Here is a 24,203-nt window from a genome sequence, read left to right on the forward strand (position 1 = left end):
GCCACGGGCCGGGCCCGTGCCGCGAAACGGATCGCGGCGCGGCGCGCCAGCCTTGCGCGCCGGGCGTCGGAACCGCCGCGCGCCGGTATCGAGGACTCCGACAGCGCAAAGGAACGACGATGGCTGAAATCTACGATCACCTGGGCAATCCCGTCACGCACGGCCGCGCCTGGGTCAACGGCATCCGCATGCACTACGTGACGGCGGGGCGGGGCGAGCCGCTGCTGCTGCTGCACGGCACGCCCAAGAACCATTACTACTGGTACAAGCTGATCCCGCTGCTCACGCCGCATTTCACGGTGGTGGCGCCCGACCTGCGCGGCTTCGGCCACACCGACAAGCCGCCCGCCGAGGAAGGCTACGACAGCCTGACGAGCGCGCGGGACCTGACCGAACTGATGGCGCAGCTGGGCCACGACACCTATCACGTCCACGGCGAGGACCGCGGCGCCGAATACGGCTACGTGCTGGCCGCCCGCCATCCCGAGCGCGTCCGTACTCTTTCGTTCTGCGAAATGCTGCTGTCGGGCCACGGCTTCGAGGACTGGACCCACTTCACGCCGGAACACGTGGCGGCGCGCTCGCGCGGCGAGGGGATCTGGATCTGGCATCCGCCGTTCTTCTGGCTGCCGCACATCCCGGAGATGCTGATCGCCGGGCGCGAGCGCGAGTTCTGGGAATACTGGATCAAGGCCGAGACCTACAACCCGTACAGCATCGCCGAGGAAGCGATCGACGAGTGGATCAGCTGCCTGAAGGCGCCGGGCGGCCTGCGCGGCTGCCTCGAAAGTTACCGGGCGGGACTGAAGAATGCGCGCATCAACCAGGAACTGACGAAGACGAAGCTGACGCTGCCGGTGCTGACCATCAGCGCGACCGAGTTCTTCGGCCCGCTGATCGCCGAACACATGCGCCAGTTCGCCGAGAACGTCGAGCGCAGCGAGGTGTTCGATCGCTGCGGGCACAGCCTCGCGCTGGAGGCCGAGCACCGGCTCGCCGACACGCTGCGCGAGTTCATGCTAGAACGGCACGAGCACGCGTGAGCGCGCGCCCGGGCTCGCGATGAAGTCCGCGCGCGGTCCCGGCAATCTGGCGTTTTCCTTCCGGAGTGGACTTGAAATCATCCAATGTTTCCGGCGTGCCGTCGCACGCCGGCCTGTCGCTGTTCGCGCTCGCGATCGGCGCGTTCGGCATCGGCACCACCGAGTTCGCCCCGATGGGGCTGCTGCCCGTGATCGCGAGCGGCCTGCACGTGACGATTCCGGCCGCCGGCTTGCTGGTGAGCGCGTATGCGATCGGCGTGATGGCCGGCGCACCGCTGATCACGGCCGCGCTCTCGCATTGGCCGCGGCGCCTCGCGCTGATCGTGCTGATGGGCATCTTCACGCTCGGCAACCTGATGTCGGCACTGGCGCCCGGCTATGAGGCGCTGCTGGTCGCGCGGGTGGTCACGAGCCTCGCCCACGGCGCGTTCTTCGGCCTCGGCGCGGTGGTGGCCGCGGGCCTGGTGCCGCCGCGGCGCAGCGCGAGCGCCGTGGCCACGGTGTTCGCGGGGCTGACGGTGGCGAACTTGTTCGGCGTGCCGGCCGCGGCGTGGCTCGGCGCGCTGTCCGGCTGGCGGCCGCCGTTCGCCGCCACCGCCGTGCTGGGCCTGGTCGCGATGCTGGCGCTGCCGGCCGGCGGCGCGCAGGCGCGGCCCGACCTGCGCCGCGAGCTGGTGGTGCTGGCGCGCCCGGCCGTGCTGGTCGCGCTCGCCACCACGGTGCTCGGCGCGGCCGCCACCTTCACGCTCTACACCTACGTCGCGCCCGTGCTCGAGACGCTGGCGGGGGCCTCGCCCGCCTTCGTGACGGCGATGCTGGTGCTGACCGGCGCCGGCTTCTGCCTCGGCAACGCGGCGGGCGGCCGGCTCGCCGACCGTTCGCTCGACGGCTGCCTGGCCGCCGCGCTCGGCTTGCTGGTCGCGATGATGCTGGCGTTTCCGTGGCTTGCCACCACCCATGGCGGCGCGGCGCTGGCCGTGTTCGTGTGGGGCGTCGCGGTGTTCGCGATGGTCTCGCCGCTGCAGACGCGCGTGATGCAGGCGGCCGCCGATGCGCCGGGGCTCGCCTCGTCGATGAACATCGGCGCGTTCAACGTCGGCAACGCGCTCGGCGCCGTGGCCGGCGGCGCGGTGATCGCGGGCGGCTTCGGCTACGCGGCGGTGCCGCGCGCCGGCGCGCTGATCGGCGTCGCGGGTCTCGCGCTCGTGATCGCGCAGATCGCGCTGCGTCGCCGCCGTGGCGCGCGCCTCGCGCGCGGCGGCTCGGCGGCATCGTGAGCCTGAGCCGATAGCGGTGCGCGCGCCGGCTTTCATGACGGCGCGCCCGCGCGTGCTTCCTCGCGCCGCCGGATGCGCCCTCCGCGCGAAGCGGCTCAGGCTTCCCCGGGCGCCGCGTCAGGCGTGCTCGCTTCCCACAGCACCTCGAACAGCCCGCTCTGGAACGCCGTCATTTCGGCGCTCTGGATCGACAGCGCGTAGTGCTCCGCCTTCGACGAGATGAACGCGACCGTGTCGTCGTAGAGATAGGTCGTGATGCCGGTGTCGAACGATTCGGGCGCGAAGCGCAGCGTGCGCCGCTCGCGCCGCGAGCTGCGCCAGAGGTCGCGCGCGTCGGCCGGCCCGCAGCGGATGATGCGCAGCGACACGCCCGACTTCACGCGCCTGGCCACCACGCTCGCGATGGTCTCGTAGCCGGGCATGCGGAACAGCTCGCTGTTCGACATGATCGCGCGCAGCTCGCGCGAGCGGCAGTCGAGCATGTCCTCCAGCACGGTCTTGATGCCCTCCAGGCCGGTGAAGAAGCGCACCGTCGGCTTGCCGCCGGCCGCGTTGTGCAGCGCGCGCAGCTGCGGCAGCATCTCGTGAACCATTTGCCGCTGCGCCTCGGCGCGCCGCAGCAGCATGATCGGATCCTGCGGGATCACGTGACTGCGCGCGCCTTTGCGCACGGTGGCCACGAGCCCCGCGGCGAGCAGGCGGTCCAGCACTTCGTAGGCGTTGGTGCGGCCGATGCCGGCCTTCTGCGCGATCGCGGCCACGGTCGCCTCGCCGAGTTCGAGCGAGGCCAGATAGAAGTCGGCCTTGTGGCCGTCGATGCCGGCCGCGCGCAGCATGTCCACCAGATTCATGCGGTTCTCCTGAACGGCGCCTGATGCGTCGATGATGGGATCGAGTCGGGAAGCGCCGTCACCGGCGCCGCGCCTTGACCTGTCCGCCGGCGCGGCCGCGTGCCCGCGTGGCGCCGCGCGCGCCCGGCGCGGCCACCACGCGCGCGCCTTCGTATTGCAGCTCGCGCGTGGTGCCGACGATGAAGTTGCGCAGCCATGCGTTCTGCGCGTCCTCGTTGCGCGAGGCCTTCCAGATCATGAACACGCGAAACGCCGGCACGCTGATCGGCACCGGGCTCACGGTGAGCCGCGCGATGCGCGCGTAGGCATGCGCCGCGAAGCTCGGCAGCGTCGCGATCGCGTCGCTGTAGACGAGCGCCGCGAGCGCGCCCGAGAAATGCGTGAACGAGGCCGACACCTTGCGCGGGATCCCTTCGTTGTCGAGCAGGTCGTCCACGAAGCCGCGTCGCCCGTCATACGACACGCGCACGTGCGGATGCGAGAGGTATTCGTCGCGCGTGATCGGGCTCTTCAGGTTGAGCCGCGCGCCGTCGTAGAGGCACGAGTACGACGACGAGAACAGGATCTGCGACGAGTAGTGCGAGCTGAACGCCTTCGGCTCGGAGCAGAGCGCGAGATCCATCTCCGGGTCGGCCAGCGCCGTCTTCCAGAGCGAGCTGTTCGACTGATGGAACGCGAAGCCCACCGACAGCCCGCGCGCCTGCGCCTCGTTGACGAGCAGCGGCGACACGCAGCTCTCGATGTCGTCGGACAGCGCGATGTTGAACACGCGCCCCGAGGTCTCGGCGGCGAACTGCGTGTTGCCGTCGAGCATGGTCGCGATCGCGGCCAGCGCCTCGGTGACCTTCGGCGCGAGTTCGAGCGCGCGCCGCGTCGGCACCATGCCGCCCGCGCCGCGCACGAACAGCTCGTCGTCGAAGTGCTCGCGCAGCCGCTTCAACGACGAACTCACGGCGCCCTGCGTGAGATTCAGGATCTCGGCGGTGCGCGTCACGCTGCGCTCGCCCATCACGCACTGGAACACCACGAGCAGGTTCAGGTCCATCCGGCTGATATTAGCCACATTGATGATGGTCATTTTTATCAATCGTTTGATTAAATTCAGGCCTCATTTTTACACTGAGCCCGTCACGTTTCGCAACCGCGCGTGCCTCAACTCTCACTCGGGCAATCGTATGAACATCGCTACCGCCACGCACGACGAAGCGTCCCCGGCCACCGGCATCGACCTGCGCAAGCGCTCGCTCGCGGTCGGCATCGGCAACTTCATGGAATGGTTCGACTTCGCGATCTACGGCTACTTCGCCAGCATCATCGGCCGGACCTTCTTCCCGTCGGCGGCGCCCGGCATCTCGCTGCTGTCGGCGCTGGCCGTGTTCGCGGTGGGCTTTCTCGCGCGCCCGGTCGGCGCGCTCGTGCTCGGCCCGATCGGCGACCGGCTCGGGCGCCGCGCGGTGCTGATCGTGACGGTGTTCGGGATGGGCGTGTCGACCACGCTGATCGGCCTGCTGCCCGGCTACGCCACGCTCGGCCTCGCCGCGCCGGCGCTGCTGGTGGCGCTGCGCTTCCTGCAGGGGATGATGGTGGGCGGCGAGTGGTCGAGCGCCGGCATCTACATCGTCGAGAGCGCGCCGCGCCACCGCCGCGCGCTGGCCGCGAGCGTGATCACCGGCACGGCGGGCGCGGCGTTCCTGATCGGCACCTGCCTCGCCGCGGTGCTGTCGATGCTGCTGTCGGAAGCGGACCTCGCGGCGTGGGGCTGGCGGCTGCCGTTCGTCGCCTCGATCTTCATGACGATGGTGGCGCTCTACATCCGCCGCCGGCTCGGCGACACGCCGGTCTACGAAGCGGTGCGCCGCAAGCGCGCCGGCGGCGGCGTCGAGGCGGTGCCGCGCGGCGAGCGCATGCGCGCGATGGTGACCACCTTCGCGTTCTCGGCGCTGTTCGGCGTGTCGCTCTACTACTTCATCACCTACGCGAACAACCATCTGACGCAGACGGTAGGCCTGACCAAGACGGCCTCGCTCTGGCTCTGCAGCCTCGCGCTGGTGCTCTACACGCTGTTCCAGCCACTGGTGGGGCGCCTGAGCGATCGCGTCGGCCGCCGCCCGCTGGTGCTGGCCTCCGCGCTCGGCCTCGCGCTGCTCGCCTATCCGGTGTTCCTGCTGCTCAACACCGGCAACGAACTGCTGATCCTGCTCGGCCTCGTGGTGCTGGCCGCGCTGGTGGCGGTCACGGCCGTGATGGACGTGGTGCTGCTGGTGGAAGTGTTCCCGGCCTCGATCCGTTCGAGCAGCGCCGCGATCGGCCACAACCTCGCGCTCGCGGTGCTGGCCGGCCCCGGCCCGTTCATTGCGGCCGCGCTGATCCGCTGGACCCGCGATCCGAACCTTCCCGCCTGGTATCTGGCGGGCATCTCGCTGATCTGCTTCGTCATCCTGTTCTTCACGCTGCCGGAGACGAAGGAACGGGACATCACGAACGGCTGACGCCGCGTGCCGGTCCCATCACCTCAACCGCTCATTACCCATTTCCTGGAGTCGCCATGTTCAAAGCTGCCGTGGTACAGGCCGCGTCCGTGCCGTTCGAACCGATGCAGGCCGCCGAGAAGGCCGCCGTGCTGATCCGCGAGGCCGCGCGCGAGGGCGCAGCGCTGGCCGTGTTCCCCGAGGCGTTTCTCGGCGGTTATCCGAAGGGGGCCTCGTTCGGCACGCTGGTCGGCAAGCGCACCGACGGCGGGCGCGCCCACTTCCAGCACTACTTCAACGGCGCCGTGACGCTCGACGGCCCGGAGCTGGCGCTGCTCGCCGAGGTGTCGAGCGAGACCGGCGTCCACGTCGTGATCGGCGTGATCGAGCGGCTGGGCCGCACGCTCTACTGCACGGCGGTGACGCTCTCGCCCGGCAAGGGCGTGGCGGGCCACCACCGCAAGCTGATGCCGACCGGCCAGGAACGCATCATCTGGGGCTTCGGCGACGGCTCGACGATCGCGCCGGTGGACACGCCGCTCGGGCGCGTGGGCTCGGTGATCTGCTGGGAGAACTACATGCCCGCGCTGCGTCAGGCGATGTTCGCGCAGGGCACCGAGATCTACTGCGCGCCGACCGCCGACGATCGCGCCACCTGGGCGCCGTCGATGATCCACATCGCGCTGGAAGGCCGCGTCCACGTGCTGAGCGCGTGCCAGGCGATCCGCCTCGACGCGTATCCGGCGTTCTTCCGCGACGACTTCCATCTGGAGGCGGGCGAGGCCGACTACATCATGCACGGCGGCAGCATGATCGTCGATCCGCTCGGCAAGGTGCTGGCCGGCCCGGTGTTCGACACCGAGACGATCCTCTACGCCGACATCGACACGGCGGTGGGCCACGCGAGCAACCTCGACTTCGACGTGGTCGGCCATTACTCGAGGCCCGACATCTTCCACCTCGGCGTCAATACGGCGCCGATGCCGCCGGTCACGCTATCGGCGGATTGAGCGGCGGATTGAGCGGCGCACGCCGGTGCGTTCGGGGCGGCCATGGCTTCGTCATGAGGGTATGGAAAATGGCTCGTGTCGCATCCGCTCGCGTCGTCACGCCTTCGCGACCCGATCGACCGAGGCCGGACGACACGATCGGCGCGGCCGTCATATAGTTGTCGTCCTGGCCTGCCGGCTTTCCCCGTTTGTTCATGACTTTGAAAGGAACCCAAGCGATGTCAGAGAGCGCATTGACCTGCGGTATCGATCATCTCGGCCTGACCGTGCGCGACCTGTCCGAGACCCGCGCGTTCTTCGAAACCTGTCTGGGCTGGAAGCTGCTCGGCGAGCGGCCCGAATATCCGGCCGCGTTCGTGTCGGACGGCCACGTCACGCTCACGCTCTGGCAGGTGAAGGACCCCGAAGTGGTGGAGTTCGACCGCAAGCGCAACATCGGCCTGCATCATCTGGCGCTGCGCGTGGCCAGCGAGGCGGCGCTGAACACGCTGTACGAGCGCGTGGCCGCATGGCCCGGCGTGCGCGTCGAGTTCGCGCCCGAGCAACTGGGCAAGGGCACCAAGCGCCACACGATGATCTACGAGCCGGGCGGCATCCGCCTCGAGTTCGATTACGACACGGCCGCCAAGGCTGGTTGAACAACGCCGGCTGAACAACGCCGGCTGAGCACGCCGGCCGGACGCGCTCAGGCCAGCGTCTCGTCCGAGCCGGAACGTTCGCGCACGAGCTGCGCGAACGCGTCGGCCTCGAGCGGCTGGCCGAGCAGGAAGCCCTGCATCTCGTCGCAGCGCAGCGTCTCCAGCTTGTCGCGCTGCGTGACGGTTTCCACGCCCTCGGCCACCACGTCCATGTCGAGCGAATGCGCGAGCGCGATGATCGCCGAGACGATCGCCGCGCCTTCCTGGCCGTGGCGGTCGAGCCCGCTCGTGAAGAAGCGGTCGATCTTCAGCTGCTTGACGCGGAAGCGCTGCAGGTAGGCGAGGCTCGAATAGCCGGTGCCGAAATCGTCGATCGCGATCTCGAAGCCGCTCTGCTGGAAATCGCGGATCGCGACGATGGTGCGCTCGGCGTCCTGCATCGCCATCGTCTCGGTGATCTCGAAGATGATCTGCTGCGGCGCGACCTGTTCCTGCCGGACGATCTCGAGCATCGCCGCGGCCAGTTCCGGCTGCGCGAGCTGGCGCGTGGAGAGGTTGACGGCCACCTTCAGCGGCGGCAGCCCGGCCTGCATCCATTCGCGAATGTGCCGGCAGGTTTCGCGCACCACCCAGTAGCCGATCGCCACGATCTGCCCCGAGCGTTCGGCGATCGGGATGAAGTCGAGCGGCGCGAGCGCGCCGAGCTTCGGGTGGCGCAGCCGGATCAGCGCCTCGGCGCCGGTCAGCGCGCGCGTGTCGCTGCGGAACTTGGGCTGGAAGTGCAGCGAGAAATAGCCGTTGGCGAGCGCCTCGTGCAGCGCCTGCTGGATCTGCAGCGTGCGCAGCGCGGCGTCGTTCATGCCCACTTCGAAGAAGCGGTAGGTGCCGCGCCCGCCGCGCTTGGCCTCGTACATCGCCGCGTCGGCGTGCTTGAGCAGCGTGTCGACGGTCTCGCCGTCGCGCGGATAGAGCGCGATGCCGATGCTCGGCGTGACCTGCAGCGGCTCGTCCACGCTCCAGGCGCCGTCGCGGGTGCGCTCCAGCACCGTCTCGGCGATCACGCGCGCCTCGGGCGCCGAGTCGATCCGCTCGGCCAGCACCACGAACTCGTCGCCGCCGAGCCGCGCCACCGTGTCGAACGAACGCACGCAGCCGCGCAGCCGCTGCGAGAACGTGACGAGCACCTGGTCGCCGATCGAGTGGCCGAGCGAATCATTGATCGCCTTGAAGCCGTCGAGATCCATGAACAGCACGGCGAAGCCGGTGTTGCGGCGCCGCGAGTCGTCGATCGCCTCGACGATGCGGTTGGTCAGCGTGCTGCGGTTGGGCAGCCCCGTCAGCGTGTCGAGCGTGGCGAGCCGCACGATCTCGCCGTTCAGGTTGGTCACCGCGTGGGCGAGCCGGCTGTTGCGCGCGTCGATGCGCGAGAGCAGCAGCGTGACGATCAGGATCACGAACGTGAACAGCGCGACGGTGGTGGCGAGCCACGCCGAATTGATGCCGGATGCCGCGCCGCAGATGCTGCCCGGCAGGAACATCGCCGCGGCCATGCCCGCGTAGTGCATGCCGCTGATGCCGGCGGCCATCACCAGCGCCGCGCCCGCGCGGGCGCGCACCACCGCGTGCCGGCTCTCGCTGCGCAGCCGCCGCGCGATCGCGAGCGCCGCCATCGAGGCCCCGATCGCGATCACGATCGACGCCGCGAACCAGCCCGGCCGGTAGTCGATGCCGGGCGCCATGCGCATCGCCGCCATCCCGGTGTAGTGCATGCCGGCCACGCCGAGCCCCATCAGCGTGCCGCTTGCCGCCAGATGGACGAAGCTGGCGCGCCGGCGCGTGGTGACGAACAGCGCCAGATACGACACCACGATGGCGAGCGCGAGCGAGTAGCCGGTCTCGACGAGGTCGTAGCCGAGCGGGATCGGCAGCGTGAACGCGAGCATCGCGATGAAGTGCATCGACCAGATGCCGGTGCCCATCGCGACGGCGCCGCCGGCGAGCCACGTGTGGCGCTGCGGCGAACGGCCGAGCAGCGCGATGCGGCCGGTCAGGTCGAGCGCGGTGTAGGACGCGAGCGTCGCCACCACGAACGACACCACCACCAGGAAGAAATTGTACGAGCCGTGCATGTCGAAAAATCGGGAGCAGGGGCGTGCGCGGGTTGGCGGCACGCGGCCGCCCCATCCGCAACGAAACACGAGGGGCGATTCGAAATAAACGGGGCGGGAACGACGACCGGGGCGCGTGGCCCCGGGGGTTTCGCATCATAGCGCCGACCGGCGTCAATGCGGTGTCAATCGGGTCGCGATCGGCCATCGTGGGGCGCCGATACGACAGTCTCGTCACGGATTGCCGGACGGCAATTGTTGCGGTTCCCGGCAATTTTCACGATAGAATTGCCGCCGCCAAGCTCGGAAGCGGGTGGAAATCCCGCGCGGTCGCGCCACTGTGACCGGTTTCGCCGTCGTTCGACGGCCGCGCCGGAAGTCAGACCTGGGTTCGGCATCCTCATTCGCCAGACGGGGCGCGAAACCCCAGGAGATCTCCGCGTGACTGATTCCGTCCGATTCCGGGACGCCGGCCGCTTGTGCGCGCGCCGTGCCGTCGCCTGCCTTGCCTCAATTGCCTCGCTTGCCTCGATCACGCTGCGCGCTTGCCGCGCCGGGGTCGAGCGCGTCGCTTGTGGTCCTGCGAGTTCGATCGTGCCGTTTTCGCGTCCTGCCGGGTCCGGCGTTTCCGCCTGATCCGGGCGCGTCGGCGCGCGGGCCGCTGCCGATGGCGGCGCCGCTCGCGCGCGGGCGCCTTGCCCGCGGGCCGGGCGGCTGTCGGCTCGAGGTTGATTCGATGTTGGCGCGAGGCGTGGCCCGGGCCGTTGCCCGACCAGCCGTCCGAGCCGCCGTGTCGCCGCTCGCGCCGGTTGCGCCGGTTGCGCCGGCCGAGCCGGCCGTGACGGCTGCCGCCCGCGATACGCCATCCGCTTTCGCCACACGCATTCGACCCACGACATGACACACCGCTCGAACCCCCTTCGCCCGCGCGCCGCGCGTCCCACGCGTCGCCGCGCCTGCGCGGGCATGGTCGCCGTCGCCTCGCTGCTCGGCGCGCCGCGCGTCGTGCTGGCCGCCGCCGCCGCGTCGCCCGATTCCACCGCCGCCGCCAACGCCGCCGCACAGCCCGCCACGGCCGCCGCGCCGGCAGCGGGCGCGGGCGGCACGGCCACCGCGCTGCCGGCCATCGCGGTCGGCGCCACGCGTGCAAACGGCGCGGCCGGCGCCGCCGACCTGAGCGCGCCGGTGGCCACCGGCAGCCGGCTCGGGCTGTCGAGCCTCGACACGCCGGCCAGCGTCGAGACGCTCGACGGCGAGCGCGTGCGCGAACGCGGCGACACCACCGTCACGCAGGCCGTCACGCGCGCGGCCGGCTTCGCGGCCGCCGCGGCGCCCGGCAACGGCGGCACGGCGGTATCGGTGCGCGGCTTCAGCGGCCCCGAGTCGGTCACCACGCTCTACGACGGCACGCGCATGCTGGTGGGCGCCGGCACCGTGACGTTCCCGGCCGACACCTGGTCGGTCGAGCGCATCGAGGTGCTGCGCGGACCGGCCTCGGTGCTGTACGGCGAGGGCGGGCTGGGCGGCGTGATCAACGTGGTGCCGAAGGCGCCGCAGCGCGAGCGCTCGACCACGCTGCTGGTGGGCGCCGGCAGCCATGGCGAGAAGCGCGTCGCGCTCGACACCACCGGCGCGCTCGGGCCGATGCTGTCGTATCGCTTCTACGTGAACGACGACCGCCAGAACGGCTGGGTGCCGCGCGGCGAGTCGCATATGACCTCGGTGGGCGGCGCGCTGAAGCTCGACGTGAACCCGTCGCTGTCGTTCACGCTCGACTACGATTTCGCGCGCCAGAAGCCGATGACCTACTTCGGCGTGCCGGTCGCGGACGGCGTGCTCGACACCGCGCTCGCGCGGCAGAACTACAACGTCGGCAACGCGTCGATCGCCTATTACGACCGCTGGGCGCGCCTGAACACGACCTGGCGCGCGACGCCCGGCATCACGGTGCGCAACCAGCTCTACGCGATGCTGACCGACCGCCACTGGCACGACTCGGAAAGCTACGCGCTGCAGGGCGACGGCAGCGTGCTGCGCAGCGACTACATCGAGATCCTGCATCACGAGCGGCAGGTGGGCGACCGGCTCGACACGACCTTCGACGGCCATCTGCTGGGCCGCCAGAACCGGCTCGTGGTGGGCGCCGAGTTCAACGACGTGACCTTCGTCGACACCAGCAACTCGCCGTTCGACGGCCAGTCGGTGGTACCCGCGTTCGGCTTCGATCCGGGCGTGTTCTCGAGCCCCGATCCGACCGTGCCGGTGTTCCGCACGCATACGCACCAGGCCGGCGTGTTCGCCGAGGACCGCATCGAGCTGAGCAGCCGGCTGTCGTGGATCTCGGGCCTGCGCTACGACTACCTCGACTATCACCGCGATACCTTCGCGACGCCGACGGCCGGCGCCGCGTCGTTCGACAGGACCTTCGCGCACACCAGCTGGCGCACCGGCCTGGTGTTCTCGCTGACGCCCGACATCTCGCTGTACGGCCAGACCACTACCGGCACCGACGGCGTCGGCTCGCTGATCACGCTGTCGAAGTCGAGCAGCGCGTTCACGCTGTCCACCGGCGACCAGTGGGAGGCGGGCATCAAGCAGGCGTTCGCCGGCGGGCGCGGTGCGTGGACGCTCGCGTTCTACCAGATCGTCAAGCGCAACCTGCTCACCACCGATCCGCAGCATCCGGACCAGACCATCCAGGTCGGCCGGCAATCCTCGCGCGGTGTCGAGTGGACCGGCGCGCTGCGGCTCGGCGGCGGCTGGTCGATCGACGCCAACGCGGCGTTGCTGCGCGCGCGCTACGATGCGTTCGACGAGTCGGTGGGCGGCGTGAGCGTCTCGCGCAACGGCAACGTGCCGATCAACATTCCGCAGCAGACCGCGAACCTGTGGGTGGACTGGGCATTCGCGCCGGGCTGGCGCGCGGGCGCCGGGCTGCGCTACGTGGGCTCGACCTATGGCGACACCGCCAACACGGTGCGGATCCCGTCGTATACGCTGGTCGATGCGTCGGCCTCGTGGCGCGCCTCGAAGCACCTGACGCTGTCGCTGTACCTGCACAACCTGACCAACCGCCTCTACGCGGAAACCAGCCAGAACGACGGCGGCGAGTGGCTGCTCGGCGCGCCGCGCTCGGGCGGCGTGACCGCCACCATCACGTTCTGATCCATCACATCTTGCGATGAGCCGCCTGCAGATCACCGAACTCGACTGGCGCCCCGCCGGGCGCCGCGCCCGCGCGCTGCTGCGGCGCGTGACGCTGGACGCGCGGCCGGGCGAGCTGGTCGGCCTGATCGGGCCGAACGGCAGCGGCAAGACCAGCCTGCTGCGCTGCGCGTTTCGCTACGAGCGCCCGCACGGCGGCACGATCGGTGTCGGCGACGATGACGTCTGGCGGCTCTCGCCGCGGCTTGCCGCGCGGCGCGTGGCGGTGGTGCTGCAGGACCCGCCCGACGAGTTCGGCCTGACCGTCGAGCAGATGGTGGCGATGGGGCATACGCCGCACAAGCGGATGCTCGACGGCGACACCGCCGAGGACCTCGCGCGCGTGGCGCGGGCGCTGGCCGAAGTCGGCCTCGCCGGGCTCGGCGAGCGGCCGTTCGCGACGCTCTCGGGCGGCGAGCGGCAGCGCGCGCTGCTGGCGCGCGCGCTGGTGCAGCGGCCCGAGGTGCTGATGCTCGACGAGCCCACCAACCATCTCGACCCGCGCCATCAGCTCGCGTTGCTCGCGTTGGTCCGGCGCCTGCGCATCACCACGCTCGCGACGATCCACGACCTGAATCTCGCCGCCGCGTTCTGCGCGCGGCTGTTCGTGCTGGCCGACGGCGAGATCGTGGCGAGCGGCACGCCGCACGAGGTGCTGACCGCGCCGCTGCTGAAATCCGTTTATGGCGTGGAGGCGATCGTCGACCGGCATCCAGTCGGCGGCTATCCGCGCGTCACGCTGCTCGTCGATGAGGACACCTGAGCGCATGAAGCCACGCATTCCGCCGCGAATCCTGTCCGGCCTGCCCGGACTTTCGATGATCATGAGCCTGGCCATGCCCATGCCCGCTTTGGCGGCCGGCCATTACCCGGTCACCATCCACAGCTGCAACCGCAGCGTCAGGTTCGATCGCGCGCCGGCGCACGCGGTCAGCAACGACGTGAACCTGACCGGGATGATGCTCGCGCTCGGCCTGCGCGAGCGGATGGCCGGCTACACCGGCATCGGCGGCTGGAAGACCGCCACGCCCGCGTTGCGCGCGCAACTGGCCGGGCTGCCCGAGCTGGCGCGCCAGTATCCGGCGCTCGAGACGCTGGTGGCGGCCGGCGCCGATCTCTACGTGGCCGGCTGGAACTACGGCATGCGCGTGGGCGGCCCCGTCACGCCGGAGTCGCTGGCGCGCTTCGGCATCGCGTCCTACGAGCTGACGGAGTCGTGCTCGCACGTGATGCCGCGCCCGGCCGCGTCGTTCGACGACGTCTACGCCGACCTGCGCAACCTCGGCGCGATCTTCGACGTGGCGCCGCGCGCCGAACAGCGGATCGCCGCGATGCGCACGCACCTCGACGCGGTGGCGCGCGCGCTCGGGCCGCGCGTCGCGCCGGTGCGGACCTTCGTCTACGACAGCGGCGGCGACAAGCCGTTTACGGCCGGCCGGCTCGCGATGCCGACCGCGCTGATCCGCGCGGCGGGCGGCGTCAACGTGATGGACGACCTGGCCGAGAGCTGGGCCGCGGTGGGCTGGGAGAGTGTGGTGGCGCGCAATCCGCAGGCGATCGTGATCGTCGATTACGGCGCCGAGACGGCCGAGCAGAAGATCCGCTATCTGACCGGCAACCCGGCGCTGGCCACGATCGACGCGATCCGCGCGCGGCGCTTCGTGGTGATCCCCTACGACGAGGCCACGCCCGGCGTACGCAACGCCGAGGCGGTCGAGGCCATCGCGCGCGCGCTGCATCCGGACGCGTTCGCGACGCGGCCGGACGGGGCGCGATAGATGCGGCGCGCCGACGGCGAGTGGAACGCGGGGACGCGCGGCGTGCAGCGCGTGCGGCCCTGGCGTGCCGTGGTGATCGGCCTGCTGCTGCTGGTCGGGTCGATGCTCGTCGCGACCGGCCTCGGCCCGGTGGCGATCGCGCCGGGCACCGTGGCGCGCGTGCTGGCCGCGCATCTGGCCGGCCATGCGGCGGCCGGCGTCGCGCCCGGGCTCGATACGATCGTCTGGCTGATCCGCCTGCCGCGCGTGCTGCTCGGCGCGCTGGTGGGCGCGGCGCTGGCGATGGTCGGCGTCGCGCTGCAGGCGGCCACCGGCAACCGGATGGTCGATCCGCACCTGCTCGGCGTCAGCGCGGGCGCCTCGCTCGGCGCGGTGGCCGCCACCGTCTGGTTCGGCGCCGCGTTCGGCTGGCTCACGCTGTCGGGCTTCGCGTTCGGCGGCGCGCTCGGCGCCACCGCGCTCGTGATCGCGCTCGGCGCGCGCGCCGGGCGGCTCGATTCATCGCGGCTGCTGCTGTCGGGCGTGGCCGTCTCGTTCGCGCTGATGGCGCTCGCGAACCTGCTGATCTATCTCGGCGATCCGCGCGCGGCCCAGTCGGTGCTGTTCTGGATGCTGGGCGGCCTCGGGCTCGCGCGCTGGAGCCTGCTCGGCGCGCCGGCGGCCTGCCTCGTCGCGGGCGGCCTGCTGCTGATCGGCCGGCGCCGCGAGCTGAACGCGCTGACGAGCGGCGACGCGGCCGCGGCGGCGCTCGGCGTGGACGTGTCGGCGCGGCGCCGCGAGCTGTTCGTGGTCGGCTCGCTGCTGACGGCCGCCTGCGTCGCCGTGAGCGGCGCGATCGGCTTCGTCGGCCTGGTCGTGCCGCATGTGTGCCGGCGCCTGTCCGGCGCCGAGCACGGCCGGCTGCTGCCGCTCGCGGCGCTCGGCGGCGCGCTCGCGCTAGTCTGGGCCGACGTGCTCGCGCGCACGCTGATCGCGCCCGACGATCTGCCGATCGGCGTGATCACCGCGCTGATCGGCGGGGCGCTGCTGGTGGGGCTGGTGCGGCGAGGCTAGGGCGGGGGCCGCACGAGAACCGCGCGTGCGATCCCCTCGCTTCAATCCGGCGAGGCACTTTTTTACCGATCCGGATTCGATGAATTTCCACCGGTTTATCGGGCGTCAATTGCGTGAATCACGGCCATTCATCGTAATGCCATGATGTCGTGCGCACTGCCCGGATCAATGCGCATCCGGGATCAATTGACATCGATTCCAGATGCGAGCCAAACGCATTTTCCCTGATTACCGGTCCGGCATTAACCGTTACCGCATTGCCACGCCACCGACCATGCATGCCCGCGCGCGATCCCCGCGAACGGCATGCGGCCACTCACGGTTGCACGCCGGAGCCTTGCACGCAGGGCTTTTCTGTTCCCCACCTCGCGTTGCGTTCCGTTCGCCGGCCGGTGGCGGCGACGCAATCGTTTGCCTGTCCGAATGGCTGGAAATCCCGAACGATTCGCTTTTTTTTGAATGGCCGATTCGATCGCGCATCCATTGCGCCACGAAATGTCCGAAGCGGCGCATACATTGCAAGCCATGTTAAAGATTCATGGAAAGGAGCCGATATCGGATGGGGACGCGTTGTCCGTCGATCGCGCATCGACCGGGTTCGCGCGCCTCGCTGTTGCCGTTTCTCCCGGCCCGGGGACTCGCCGGGGAGCGGCCGTTCTTTGCAAGTGGAAATCAATGAAGAAAGCACCTGTACGGGAAACCAGAACGTACCGCCGCGCCGGCGCGCCCGCCGCCGGGGACGCGTTCGAGATCCTCGTGATGGCCACGGTCAGCGCGGGCAAATCGTCGGTCATCAACGCGCTGATCGGGCAGGAACTGCTGCACGCGGCCAACGAGGCCACCACCGCCTGCATCACGCGCGTCGAGCATCGCCGTGACCACAAGTCGTTCACGGGCGTCTGCTACCGCGGCTCGGGCACGGTGCTGGCCCCGCGCCGCGAGGCCACGCCGGAACTGCTCCGGCAGTGGAACGCCGACAGCCGCGTCGAGCGCATCGCGCTGACCGGCCGCTTCCAGGGCGTGCCGCGCCTCGCGTCGGGCCTGGTGCTCTACGACACGCCGGGGCCGAACAACAGCCAGGACGACCGGCACGCGCAGGTGGCGCGCAAGGCGCTGCGCTCGATTCCGTATGACGCGCTGTTCTACGTGCTCAACGCCGGCCAGCTCGGCACCACCGACGATCGCGCCTGCCTCGACCTGCTGCGCGGCGAGGCGCGCGCGAGCCAGCCGTATTTCCTGCTCAACAAGATCGATCTGCTCGACGCCGAGAAGGGCGAGGATCTCGCCACCCACGTCGGCAACGCGCGCCGCTATCTGGCCGGCGCCGGCTTCGACGACGCGATCGTGATTCCCACCGTGGCCGACGCGGCGCTCTACGCGCGCAAGGCGCTGAACGGCCATGCGCTCACCCGCGTGCAGCGCGGGCGCCTGCGAAACGCGCTGGACGCGTTCGAGGTCGGCAAGCGCGACGTGGCCGAGGCCGCGATCGTGCCGGACCCGGTCCGCGCCACCATTTCCGGCGAACTCGATCGCCACGAACGCGACGCCACCGTGCCGCCGGGCGATGCCCGCTCGGCCGAACGCCACGCGCTCGAACAACTGGTCGCCCGCAGCGGGATTCGTACCGCCGAGGCGCTCATCCAACACCGACGCAGCCTGCTTGGACAATAAATGAACCGCATCGATATCATTCACAATCCGTTCACGGTCGACACGCAATTCCGCCTGAACGGCGAGGAACCCGCGCCGGGCTGCAAGCTGCTCGGCTACAAGGAATCGCGCCTGCAGACCTGGGTCGAGAAGCTGTTCGACGAACTCGCGCAGCTCTTCAACGGCGACGAGCGCTACGAGATCGTCTTCACCGGCGTGGAATCGGACTACCTCGACATCGAGGAAGCGGCGCAGGCCGCGATCGCGCGCGGCGCCGAGGTGACGCTGAAGTGGCACGAGACCGCTTCGAGCGAGAGCCGCCTCGCGGCGATCCGCCAGCTCCGGCAGGACGCGCAGGCGCATGTCGATTTCAAGCGCTTCATCGAGCGCGACGCCGCGAGCCGCTCGTTCGAGGAAGCCTTCGACAAGAACTTCGACGTCTACGTGGTGGCGACCATGTCGTCGGGGAAATCGACGCTGATCAACGCGATGCTCGGGCGCGACCTGCTGCCTTCGGGCAACGAGGCCACCACGGCCTCGATCGCGACCATCACCGACAACGAATCGATCGGCACGCGCTTCGCCGCCGCGCGTCTCGACAAGCAGGAGCGCGAGCTGGAGCGCGTCGACGACGCCGTGCTGACCGACATCCAGCGCTGGAACGGTGAAGCGGACACCTATCGCATCGACATCGAAGGCGACATCAAGGGGATTCGCGAGCGCGCCGACGTGCGCCTCAAGCTGACCGACACGCCCGGGCCGAACAACAGCCAGGACGAGGACCATCAGCGCACCACGATGAGCTACATCCAGGATTCGAAGCGCAATCCGCTGATCCTCTACGTGCTCAACGCCCAGCAGATCGGCATCAACGACGACCGGCACCTGCTGCGCCTGGTGGCCGAGGCGATGGCCAAGGGCGGCAAGCAGAGCAAGGACCGCTTCATCTTCGTGATCAACAAGATGGACGTGTTCGATCCCGAGCGCGAGCACATCCCCGGCGTGCTGAGGCGCGTCACCGACTACCTGAACAAGAACGGCATCGCGGCGCCGCTGATCTACCCGGTGTCGGCCAACCTGACGCGCGTGATGCGCATGCCGGCCGACCAGCAGACGCGCGTGGACCGCAACTTCTTCAAGGAGAAGGCGGAGATCTTCGAGGAAGAGCCGTCGATGGACCTGTTGCAGTACATGCCGATCACCTCGCGCGTGCGCCGCAACCTGGAGCAGAAGCAGCTCTCGCCGTTGATGCTCAGGAGCGGGCTGCCGGCCGTGGAGTCGGTGATCGACGAGTACATCGACAAGTACAACTTCCCGCACCGCGTGAAGCGCGCCTACGACGCGATGATGCATGCGATCGTGAGCGGGCTGAACGAGGCCGAGGTCAACCGCCAGCTCGATCTCGACGAGACCATGCTGCGCACGATCGAGCAGCAGATCGTGGTGCTCAAGGCGAACCAGGAAAAGGGCTTCGAGGTCAACGAGTTCCGCGAGCGGATGATCCGCGAGGGGCTGCGCATGCCGGCCGAGATCGAGAAGAAGCTGCAGGCGCAGGAAAATCGCCCGCGCACCATGTTGCGCGAGATGGCCGAGATCTTGAGAGGCGAGGTGACCGTCGCGACCGCCGAATCGAAGATCGAGCTGGCCGAGAAGAGCTTGCGCGCCGAGTTCAACGCGCTGATCAACGCCTATGAAAACGAGTTCGAGCATTGCCAGGGCTGGATCTCGCGCAGGCTGCAGGAGGAATACCAGAGCCGCATCACGGCGCTGTTCGCCGACTGCGGCGCGCTGAACCTGCCGGTGTTCGACAGCTTCCTCAAGCAGGCGGTGGACATGTCGGTCGATCTGGCGATCCGCGGCGATGAGATCCGCGAGCGCCGCGTGGTGGTCGGCACCGAGGAGGTCAGCGACAGTCGCTGGTACAACCCGTTCTCGTGGGGCAAGAAAAAATACGTGGACGTGGTGCGCTGGGAGAAGCAGGTCAAGCTCGAGGACTTCTGGGGTGAACGCCAGACGATCGTCGACGCGGCGTTCGATGAACTGGTGGAGCGGGCCAGGGGTGAGATCGACGCGATGAAGAGCAAGCTGACGAACCAGTTCGTCGACTTCGTCGGGCTGGAGTTCGACGCGCGCTTCAAGACCATGCTGGCCGAGCTGCAGGAAAAGCTCGCCGAGCGCGAGACGCGCGAGGCAGCGGTTGCCGAGGCGCGCGCGCTGCAGGCCACCATCGCCGGCTTCAAGACGCGGCTCGACGAGACGCTCGCCGTCTGACCGGAGCCCGCCATGACGAACGATGACAAGCTGATTGCCGCGGCCCGCAAGGAAGTGCTTGCGGCCTTCCAGGACGCGGCGCTCGACGCCGGCGCGCTGCGCGCGCTGGTGGAGGGCCTGCGCGCCAAGGTCGAGATGCTGCAGGCGTATCACGAGGACGAGACCTGCGAGCCGGTCGAGACCGAGCGCCTGCGCTGGAGCGGCGCCTATTTCGATCGCCAGAAGTTTTTTGCCGAACGCAATTTCTCGATCGAACGGCTGCTGCATCTGATCGAGGTTCGCGATCATCTCCGGACGCAGGGCGTCCGGGGCTTTGCCGCGGTTCGCCCCGCCGCCCCTCCCAAGGCCGACATGAACTCCCATCCCCGCAATCCCGCCGCCGCGAACGACGCGTCCACCTACCAGCCGTCCGAGAACCTGCGCAAGTTCGTGGAGAGCGGCGATCTGCGCACCATCCGCGCGGCGCTGCGCTTCGAGCTGAACGACAACCGCCTGAGCCGCGCGCATCTGCTCGCTGTGCTCGACTGGGTCCGCGCGCGTGTCGAGGGCGTGTGCGTGCCGTATGAGGAGAAGGAGTTCGCGAATGCGCTCGATGCCGATCGCAGCCACTGGACGGCCGACTACTACGATGCGCAGACCGTCTACCTGAAAACGAACTTTTCGGCCGAGCGCTACGCGCATCTGGTGGACGTGCGTATCGACCTGCGCGAGCGCGGCGTGGCCGGCTTCGTGCCGACCGACAACGCGGTGGGGCAGGTCCACGAGGGCGGCAAGCCGGCCGGGTCCGGCACGCGCGAGCGCACGGCCGCGGGTGTGCCGGCGCAGGCGCCACGCGCGCCGCGCGCCGGCGTGCCGCCGGAATCGGGCCGCAGCAGCCCTTCGCTGTTCAAGCTGGCCCTGCTGGTGGGCGGCGCGCTGGCCGCCGCGTTGATCCTGCTGACTCTCGTGAAATAAGCGCATGAATTCCCGAACCCTGGCACCTTCCGTGCGCGAAGCCGAGGAGATCCGCGGCCATGCGCTGCAGTCGCTCGACGCCGCGCGGATCCTGATCAACCGCAGCTACCTGTCCGAGCTGCCGCAATACCGCGTCGAGGCGTTCGCGCAGAGCGGCGTGGCGCTGAACCGCGCGAGCGACGTGCGGATCTTCCGCGTCGAGCGGCTCGTGCAGAGCAACAAGCAGTCGGTGCTGGAAAGCACCACGGCGTCCTACACGGCACTCGGCGCGGCCGGCTACGCGGTGTTCCTGTTCCTGCGCTCGAACGGCAGCGAAACCGAGCTGTTCATCGGCACGCGCGGCGCGCCGGGGCGGATGCTCGGGCAGAACGCCGGCGAGTTGCTGCGCGAGACGTTTCGCGGCCACTTCGCCGGCAGCTCGCTGCTGCCGCTCGGCGCGCGCCAGGTGGATGCGCTGCTCGACGGCATGCAGGCCGAAGGCGAGAGCAGCACGGCGAGCGTGACGGCCGTGACCGGCGTGCCGGCGCTGTCCACCGACAACCGCGAGCACTTCATGCAGGGGCTCGAACGCTTCATCGACGCGGCCGAGAACCGCGTCTACCAGGCGCTGATCCTGGCTGAGCCGCTGACCTCGGGCAACCTCGACCTGATCCGCTCCGGCTACGAGCAGGTGGCCACGCAGCTCTCGCCGCTGCTCAAGCAGCACGTCACGTTCGGCCAGCAGGACAGCGACAGCGTGGGCTTCAGCATCAGCCAGGGCCTGAGCGAGTCGCTCGGCGAAAGCCTCGCGCTGACCGAGACGCGCAGCACCGCCGACACCACCGGCACTTCGACGAGCGACTCGCGCGGCAGCTCGACGGGCACCAGCACGCAGAGCACCAAGGGCAAGCTGGCGTCGTTCCTCGGCCCCGTGCTGGGTGGCGTCGGCGCGCTTGCGGGCGGCCCGGCCGGCGCGATGATCGGCGCGCAGATCGGCAGCTCGGTGGCCGCGCTGTTCAACGAGCAGCACAGCGAAGGCACCAGCCACTCGGTGTCCGAGAGCCGCAACGAGAGTCATACCGTCAGCACCGGCGAATCAGTCTCGCAGACGCGCTCGCGCACCGACACCAGCAGTGTCACCGATACGCGTTCGCAGAATCGCACCGTCGGCGCGAGCCGCCAGATCGCGATCGAATCGACCGACAAGACCATCGGCCAGCTGATCGCGCGCATCGATCACCATCTCGCGCGCATCGACGAGGCGAAGACCTACGGCGGCTGGAACTCGGCCGCCTACTTCATCGGCGACAGCGTGGCCAGCTCCGAGTCGCTCGCCAGCGTGTTCCTCGGCCTGATTCGCGGCAGCAAGTCGAGCCACGAGGATTTCGCGCTGACCACCTGGCGCACCGGCCGCAAGCAGGCGGTGGTGGACTGGCTGAGCGCGCTGAGCCATCCGCGCCTGCATCCGGATTTCGCTCAACGCATTCCGGTGGCGCACCTCACGCCGGCCACGCTGGTGTCCGGCAAGGAAATGGCGATCCAGCTCGGCCTGCCGCGCCGCTCCACCTCGACGGTGGCGGTGGTCGAGACGCAGACCTTCGGGCGCCGCGTGCAGCGCCTGGACGGCACCATCGACAAGGCCGCGCCGGGCCGCACGCTGACGCTCGGCAACGTGCGCCATCTGTGGGAAAACCTGTCGCAGACCATCGAACTGAACCTCGACCAGCTGTCCAGCCATGTGTTCGTCAGCGGCTCGACGGGCGCCGGCAAGAGCAACACGCTCTATGCGATCCTCGATCAGCTGCGCGCCGCGCGCGTGCCGTTCCTCGTCATCGAGCCTGCCAAGGGCGAGTACAAGCACGTGTTCGGCCAGGCAGACGACGTGACCGTGCTGGGCACGCATCCGGTCCACTCGGCGCTGCTGCGGATCAATCCGTTCCGCTTCCCCGAAGCGATCCACGTACTCGAACACGTCGACCGTCTGGTGGAGATCTTCAACGTCTGCTGGCCGATGTACGCGGCTATGCCGGCGGTGCTGAAGGACGCGATCCTGCACGCCTATACGCAGTGCGGCTGGGATCTGTCGGCGTCCACCAACCGCCATCATCATTCATTGTTCCCGACCTTCGCCGACCTGCTCGAAGCGCTCGAACAGGTGCTGGCCGATTCGGCCTGGTCGCAGGAGCTGAAGGGCAACTATCTCGGCTCGCTCGCCACGCGGATCCGCTCGCTGACCAACGGCCTGAACGGGCATCTGTTCTCCGCCGACGAGATCGACAGCGCGGTGCTGTTCGACAGCAACGTGATCGTCGACCTGAGCCGGATCGGCTCGGCGGAGACCAAGGCGCTGATCATGGGCGTGCTGGTGATGCGCCTGAACGAGCACCGCATGGCCGGCGGCGGCATGAACCATCCGCTGCGCCACGTCACCGTGCTGGAGGAAGCGCACAACATCCTGCGGCGCGCCTCGGGCGAGGGCGCCGAAGGCGGCAATCTGGTCGGCAAGTCGGTGGAGATGCTGGTGAACGGCATCGCCGAGATGCGGACCTACGGCGAGGGCTTCATCATCGTCGACCAGTCGCCGCATGCCGTGGACATCGCCGCGATCCGCAACACCAACACCAAGATCATCCTGCGCCTGCCGGAGGAAACCGACCGGCGCCTGATCGGCAAGTCGATCGCACTGCGCGACGAGCAGCTCGACGAGATCGCGCGGCTGCCGCGCGGCGTGGCGATCGTCTACCAGAACGACTGGCTCGAACCGGTGCAGTGCCAGGTGACGCGCTTCGCCGGCCACGAGACGCCGTACCGGTATCGCGGCGAGGGCGAGGCGGCGGTGACGGCACCGGCGTTCAACCGCGAGGTGCTCAAGCTGCTGCTGGCCGGGCGCGTGCGCACGCCGGTGGCCGCCGACCTCGCGCTGATCGAGGCCGGGCTCGCGCGCCTGCCGCTGCTCGCGCGCTGCAAGATCCCGCTTTATCAGGCGCTCGCGCAGGCGCGCGCCGGCACGCCGCTCGCGCTGCGGCGGCAGGAGGCGTTCGGGCAACTCGCCGCGCTCGTCGTGGACCTGTTCGGCTGCCGCCGCCAGGTGCTGGACACGGCGCGCGAAGTCACCGATTTCGCGATGCTTGGCGAGCGGCTCGCGCGCCTGATCGACACGCACGCGGGCGGCCTGCAGGCCGATCTCGCGCTGTCGACGCAGCATTGCCTGATGAAGGACTACAGCGTTCAGAAGGAAAGCCACCGCGACGTCTACGCGGCATGGCGCACCCACGCACAACAGGAGGCTCGCCTTGAATCTTGAATCGTTTGGCGGCGCGGGCGCGGAACTGCGCACGCCGCTGGAACTGCTGACCGCCGAGACCACGGAGAAATGGCGGCACCTGTCCGGCAATCTCGAGGAACTCGACAAGCCGCTGTTCGTGACGCAGGAAAGCCGCCACGAGCTGCCGCCCGTCAGCGACGCGACGCTCGGTGAAATGAAGCAGAAGGACTACCCGGACAGCGTGATCGAGGCGATCGGCAGCGATGCCGAGGCGAACCTGTACCTCGAGGCGAATCTGGAGCCGGGGCAGGTGAGCGGCAAGGATGCGCTGCTTCGCACCGACATCGACTACGATCAGCAGGACTTGTTCGGCAGCACCAACCTCCAGCGCATGGAGAAGGGGCTCGCGCCGCTCGACCGGCATGGTCAGCCGATCGAGCTGCATCATATCGGGCAACGGCAGGATTCGCCGCTCGCCGAACTGACGCGCGGCGAACACCGTGGCGAAGGCAACGACAACGTGCTGCACAACAAGCTGAAGGAGTCGGAAATCGACAGGGACGACTTCGGCAAGGAACGCAGGGATCACTGGAAGGCGCGAGCCGAACAGATCAAGAGCCAGGCCTGAGATCAGGCCGGACCAGGAGAGATGTG

At 69.4% G+C, this 24,203-nt stretch carries 17 protein-coding genes; 14 read left to right on the forward strand and 3 right to left on the reverse strand.

Annotation, left to right across the window (positions count from 1 at the left end):
- Positions 1–119: 119 nt before the first annotated feature.
- The gene (locus BpN12_RS04360) at positions 120–1,043 is read left to right on the forward strand and encodes an alpha/beta fold hydrolase (RefSeq protein WP_246794079.1); all 924 of its coding nucleotides are present in this window, start codon (positions 120–122) and stop codon (positions 1,041–1,043) included.
- Between the two features lie 65 nt (positions 1,044–1,108).
- A complete protein-coding gene (locus BpN12_RS04365; RefSeq protein WP_425306284.1) occupies positions 1,109–2,320 on the forward strand; it encodes an MFS transporter in 1,212 nt (403 codons plus the stop codon).
- A gap of 95 nt (positions 2,321–2,415) precedes the next feature.
- Here BpN12_RS04365 and BpN12_RS04370 read toward each other — a convergent pair whose 3' ends face one another.
- A complete protein-coding gene (locus tag BpN12_RS04370; protein WP_246794081.1) occupies positions 2,416–3,171 on the reverse strand; it encodes a TrmB family transcriptional regulator in 756 nt (251 codons plus the stop codon).
- Between the two features lie 58 nt (positions 3,172–3,229).
- Positions 3,230–4,249, reverse strand: coding sequence for a LysR family transcriptional regulator (locus BpN12_RS04375; RefSeq protein WP_246794082.1), 1,020 nt, complete (start codon positions 4,247–4,249; stop codon positions 3,230–3,232).
- Positions 4,250–4,346: 97 nt separating this feature from the next.
- Here BpN12_RS04375 and BpN12_RS04380 point away from each other — a divergent pair, with 97 nt between their 5' ends.
- From BpN12_RS04380 to BpN12_RS04390, 3 genes are all read left to right on the forward strand, one after another.
- Positions 4,347–5,660, forward strand: coding sequence for an MFS transporter (locus tag BpN12_RS04380; RefSeq protein WP_246794083.1), 1,314 nt, complete (start codon positions 4,347–4,349; stop codon positions 5,658–5,660).
- 56 nt (positions 5,661–5,716) lie between these two features.
- Positions 5,717–6,649 carry a carbon-nitrogen hydrolase family protein gene (locus BpN12_RS04385; protein WP_246794084.1) on the forward strand — a complete coding sequence of 311 codons (933 nt, stop codon included), beginning with the start codon at positions 5,717–5,719 and terminating at the stop codon, positions 6,647–6,649.
- Between the two features lie 218 nt (positions 6,650–6,867).
- Positions 6,868–7,287, forward strand: coding sequence for a VOC family protein (locus BpN12_RS04390; protein ID WP_246794085.1), 420 nt, complete (start codon positions 6,868–6,870; stop codon positions 7,285–7,287).
- Positions 7,288–7,334: 47 nt separating this feature from the next.
- On the opposite strand, the gene BpN12_RS04395 is transcribed toward BpN12_RS04390, so the two are convergent.
- Complete coding sequence (locus BpN12_RS04395; RefSeq protein WP_246794086.1) at positions 7,335–9,416, reverse strand: putative bifunctional diguanylate cyclase/phosphodiesterase; 2,082 nt, start codon at positions 9,414–9,416, stop codon at positions 7,335–7,337.
- 876 nt (positions 9,417–10,292) lie between these two features.
- Between BpN12_RS04395 and BpN12_RS04400 the strand changes: the two genes are divergently transcribed.
- The 9 genes from BpN12_RS04400 to BpN12_RS04440 all read left to right on the forward strand — a co-directional run bounded on the left by BpN12_RS04400 (position 10,293) and on the right by BpN12_RS04440 (position 24,177).
- Positions 10,293–12,560: a TonB-dependent receptor gene (locus tag BpN12_RS04400; protein WP_246794087.1), complete on the forward strand. Its 2,268-nt coding sequence runs from the start codon at positions 10,293–10,295 to the stop codon at positions 12,558–12,560.
- Positions 12,561–12,576: 16 nt separating this feature from the next.
- Positions 12,577–13,362, forward strand: coding sequence for an ABC transporter ATP-binding protein (locus BpN12_RS04405; RefSeq protein ID WP_246794088.1), 786 nt, complete (start codon positions 12,577–12,579; stop codon positions 13,360–13,362).
- 55 nt (positions 13,363–13,417) lie between these two features.
- Positions 13,418–14,377, forward strand: a complete 960-nt coding sequence (locus tag BpN12_RS04410) for an ABC transporter substrate-binding protein (protein WP_246794622.1) — start codon at positions 13,418–13,420, stop codon at positions 14,375–14,377.
- Entirely contained in the window at positions 14,378–15,430 is a 1,053-nt protein-coding gene (locus BpN12_RS04415) for a FecCD family ABC transporter permease (protein WP_425306285.1), read from the forward strand. It begins immediately after the preceding gene.
- Positions 15,431–16,105: 675 nt separating this feature from the next.
- Positions 16,106–17,101 carry a dynamin family protein gene (locus BpN12_RS04420; protein WP_246794089.1) on the forward strand — a complete coding sequence of 332 codons (996 nt, stop codon included), beginning with the start codon at positions 16,106–16,108 and terminating at the stop codon, positions 17,099–17,101.
- Positions 17,102–19,351: a dynamin family protein gene (locus BpN12_RS04425; protein WP_246794090.1), complete on the forward strand. Its 2,250-nt coding sequence runs from the start codon at positions 17,102–17,104 to the stop codon at positions 19,349–19,351.
- A 12-nt stretch (positions 19,352–19,363) separates the two neighbouring features.
- A complete protein-coding gene (locus tag BpN12_RS04430) occupies positions 19,364–20,305 on the forward strand; it encodes a hypothetical protein (RefSeq protein WP_246794091.1) in 942 nt (313 codons plus the stop codon).
- 4 nt (positions 20,306–20,309) lie between these two features.
- The gene (locus tag BpN12_RS04435) at positions 20,310–23,588 is read left to right on the forward strand and encodes an ATP-binding protein (protein WP_246794092.1); all 3,279 of its coding nucleotides are present in this window, start codon (positions 20,310–20,312) and stop codon (positions 23,586–23,588) included.
- Positions 23,578–24,177, forward strand: a complete 600-nt coding sequence (locus BpN12_RS04440) for an HNH/ENDO VII family nuclease (protein ID WP_246794093.1) — start codon at positions 23,578–23,580, stop codon at positions 24,175–24,177. The genes BpN12_RS04435 and BpN12_RS04440 overlap by 11 nt, the downstream gene beginning before the upstream one ends.
- Positions 24,178–24,203 lie beyond the last annotated feature (26 nt).

This window comes from Burkholderia perseverans (genome assembly GCF_022870505.1).
In the GTDB taxonomy this organism is placed as follows: Bacteria; Pseudomonadota; Gammaproteobacteria; order Burkholderiales; family Burkholderiaceae; genus Burkholderia; species Burkholderia plantarii.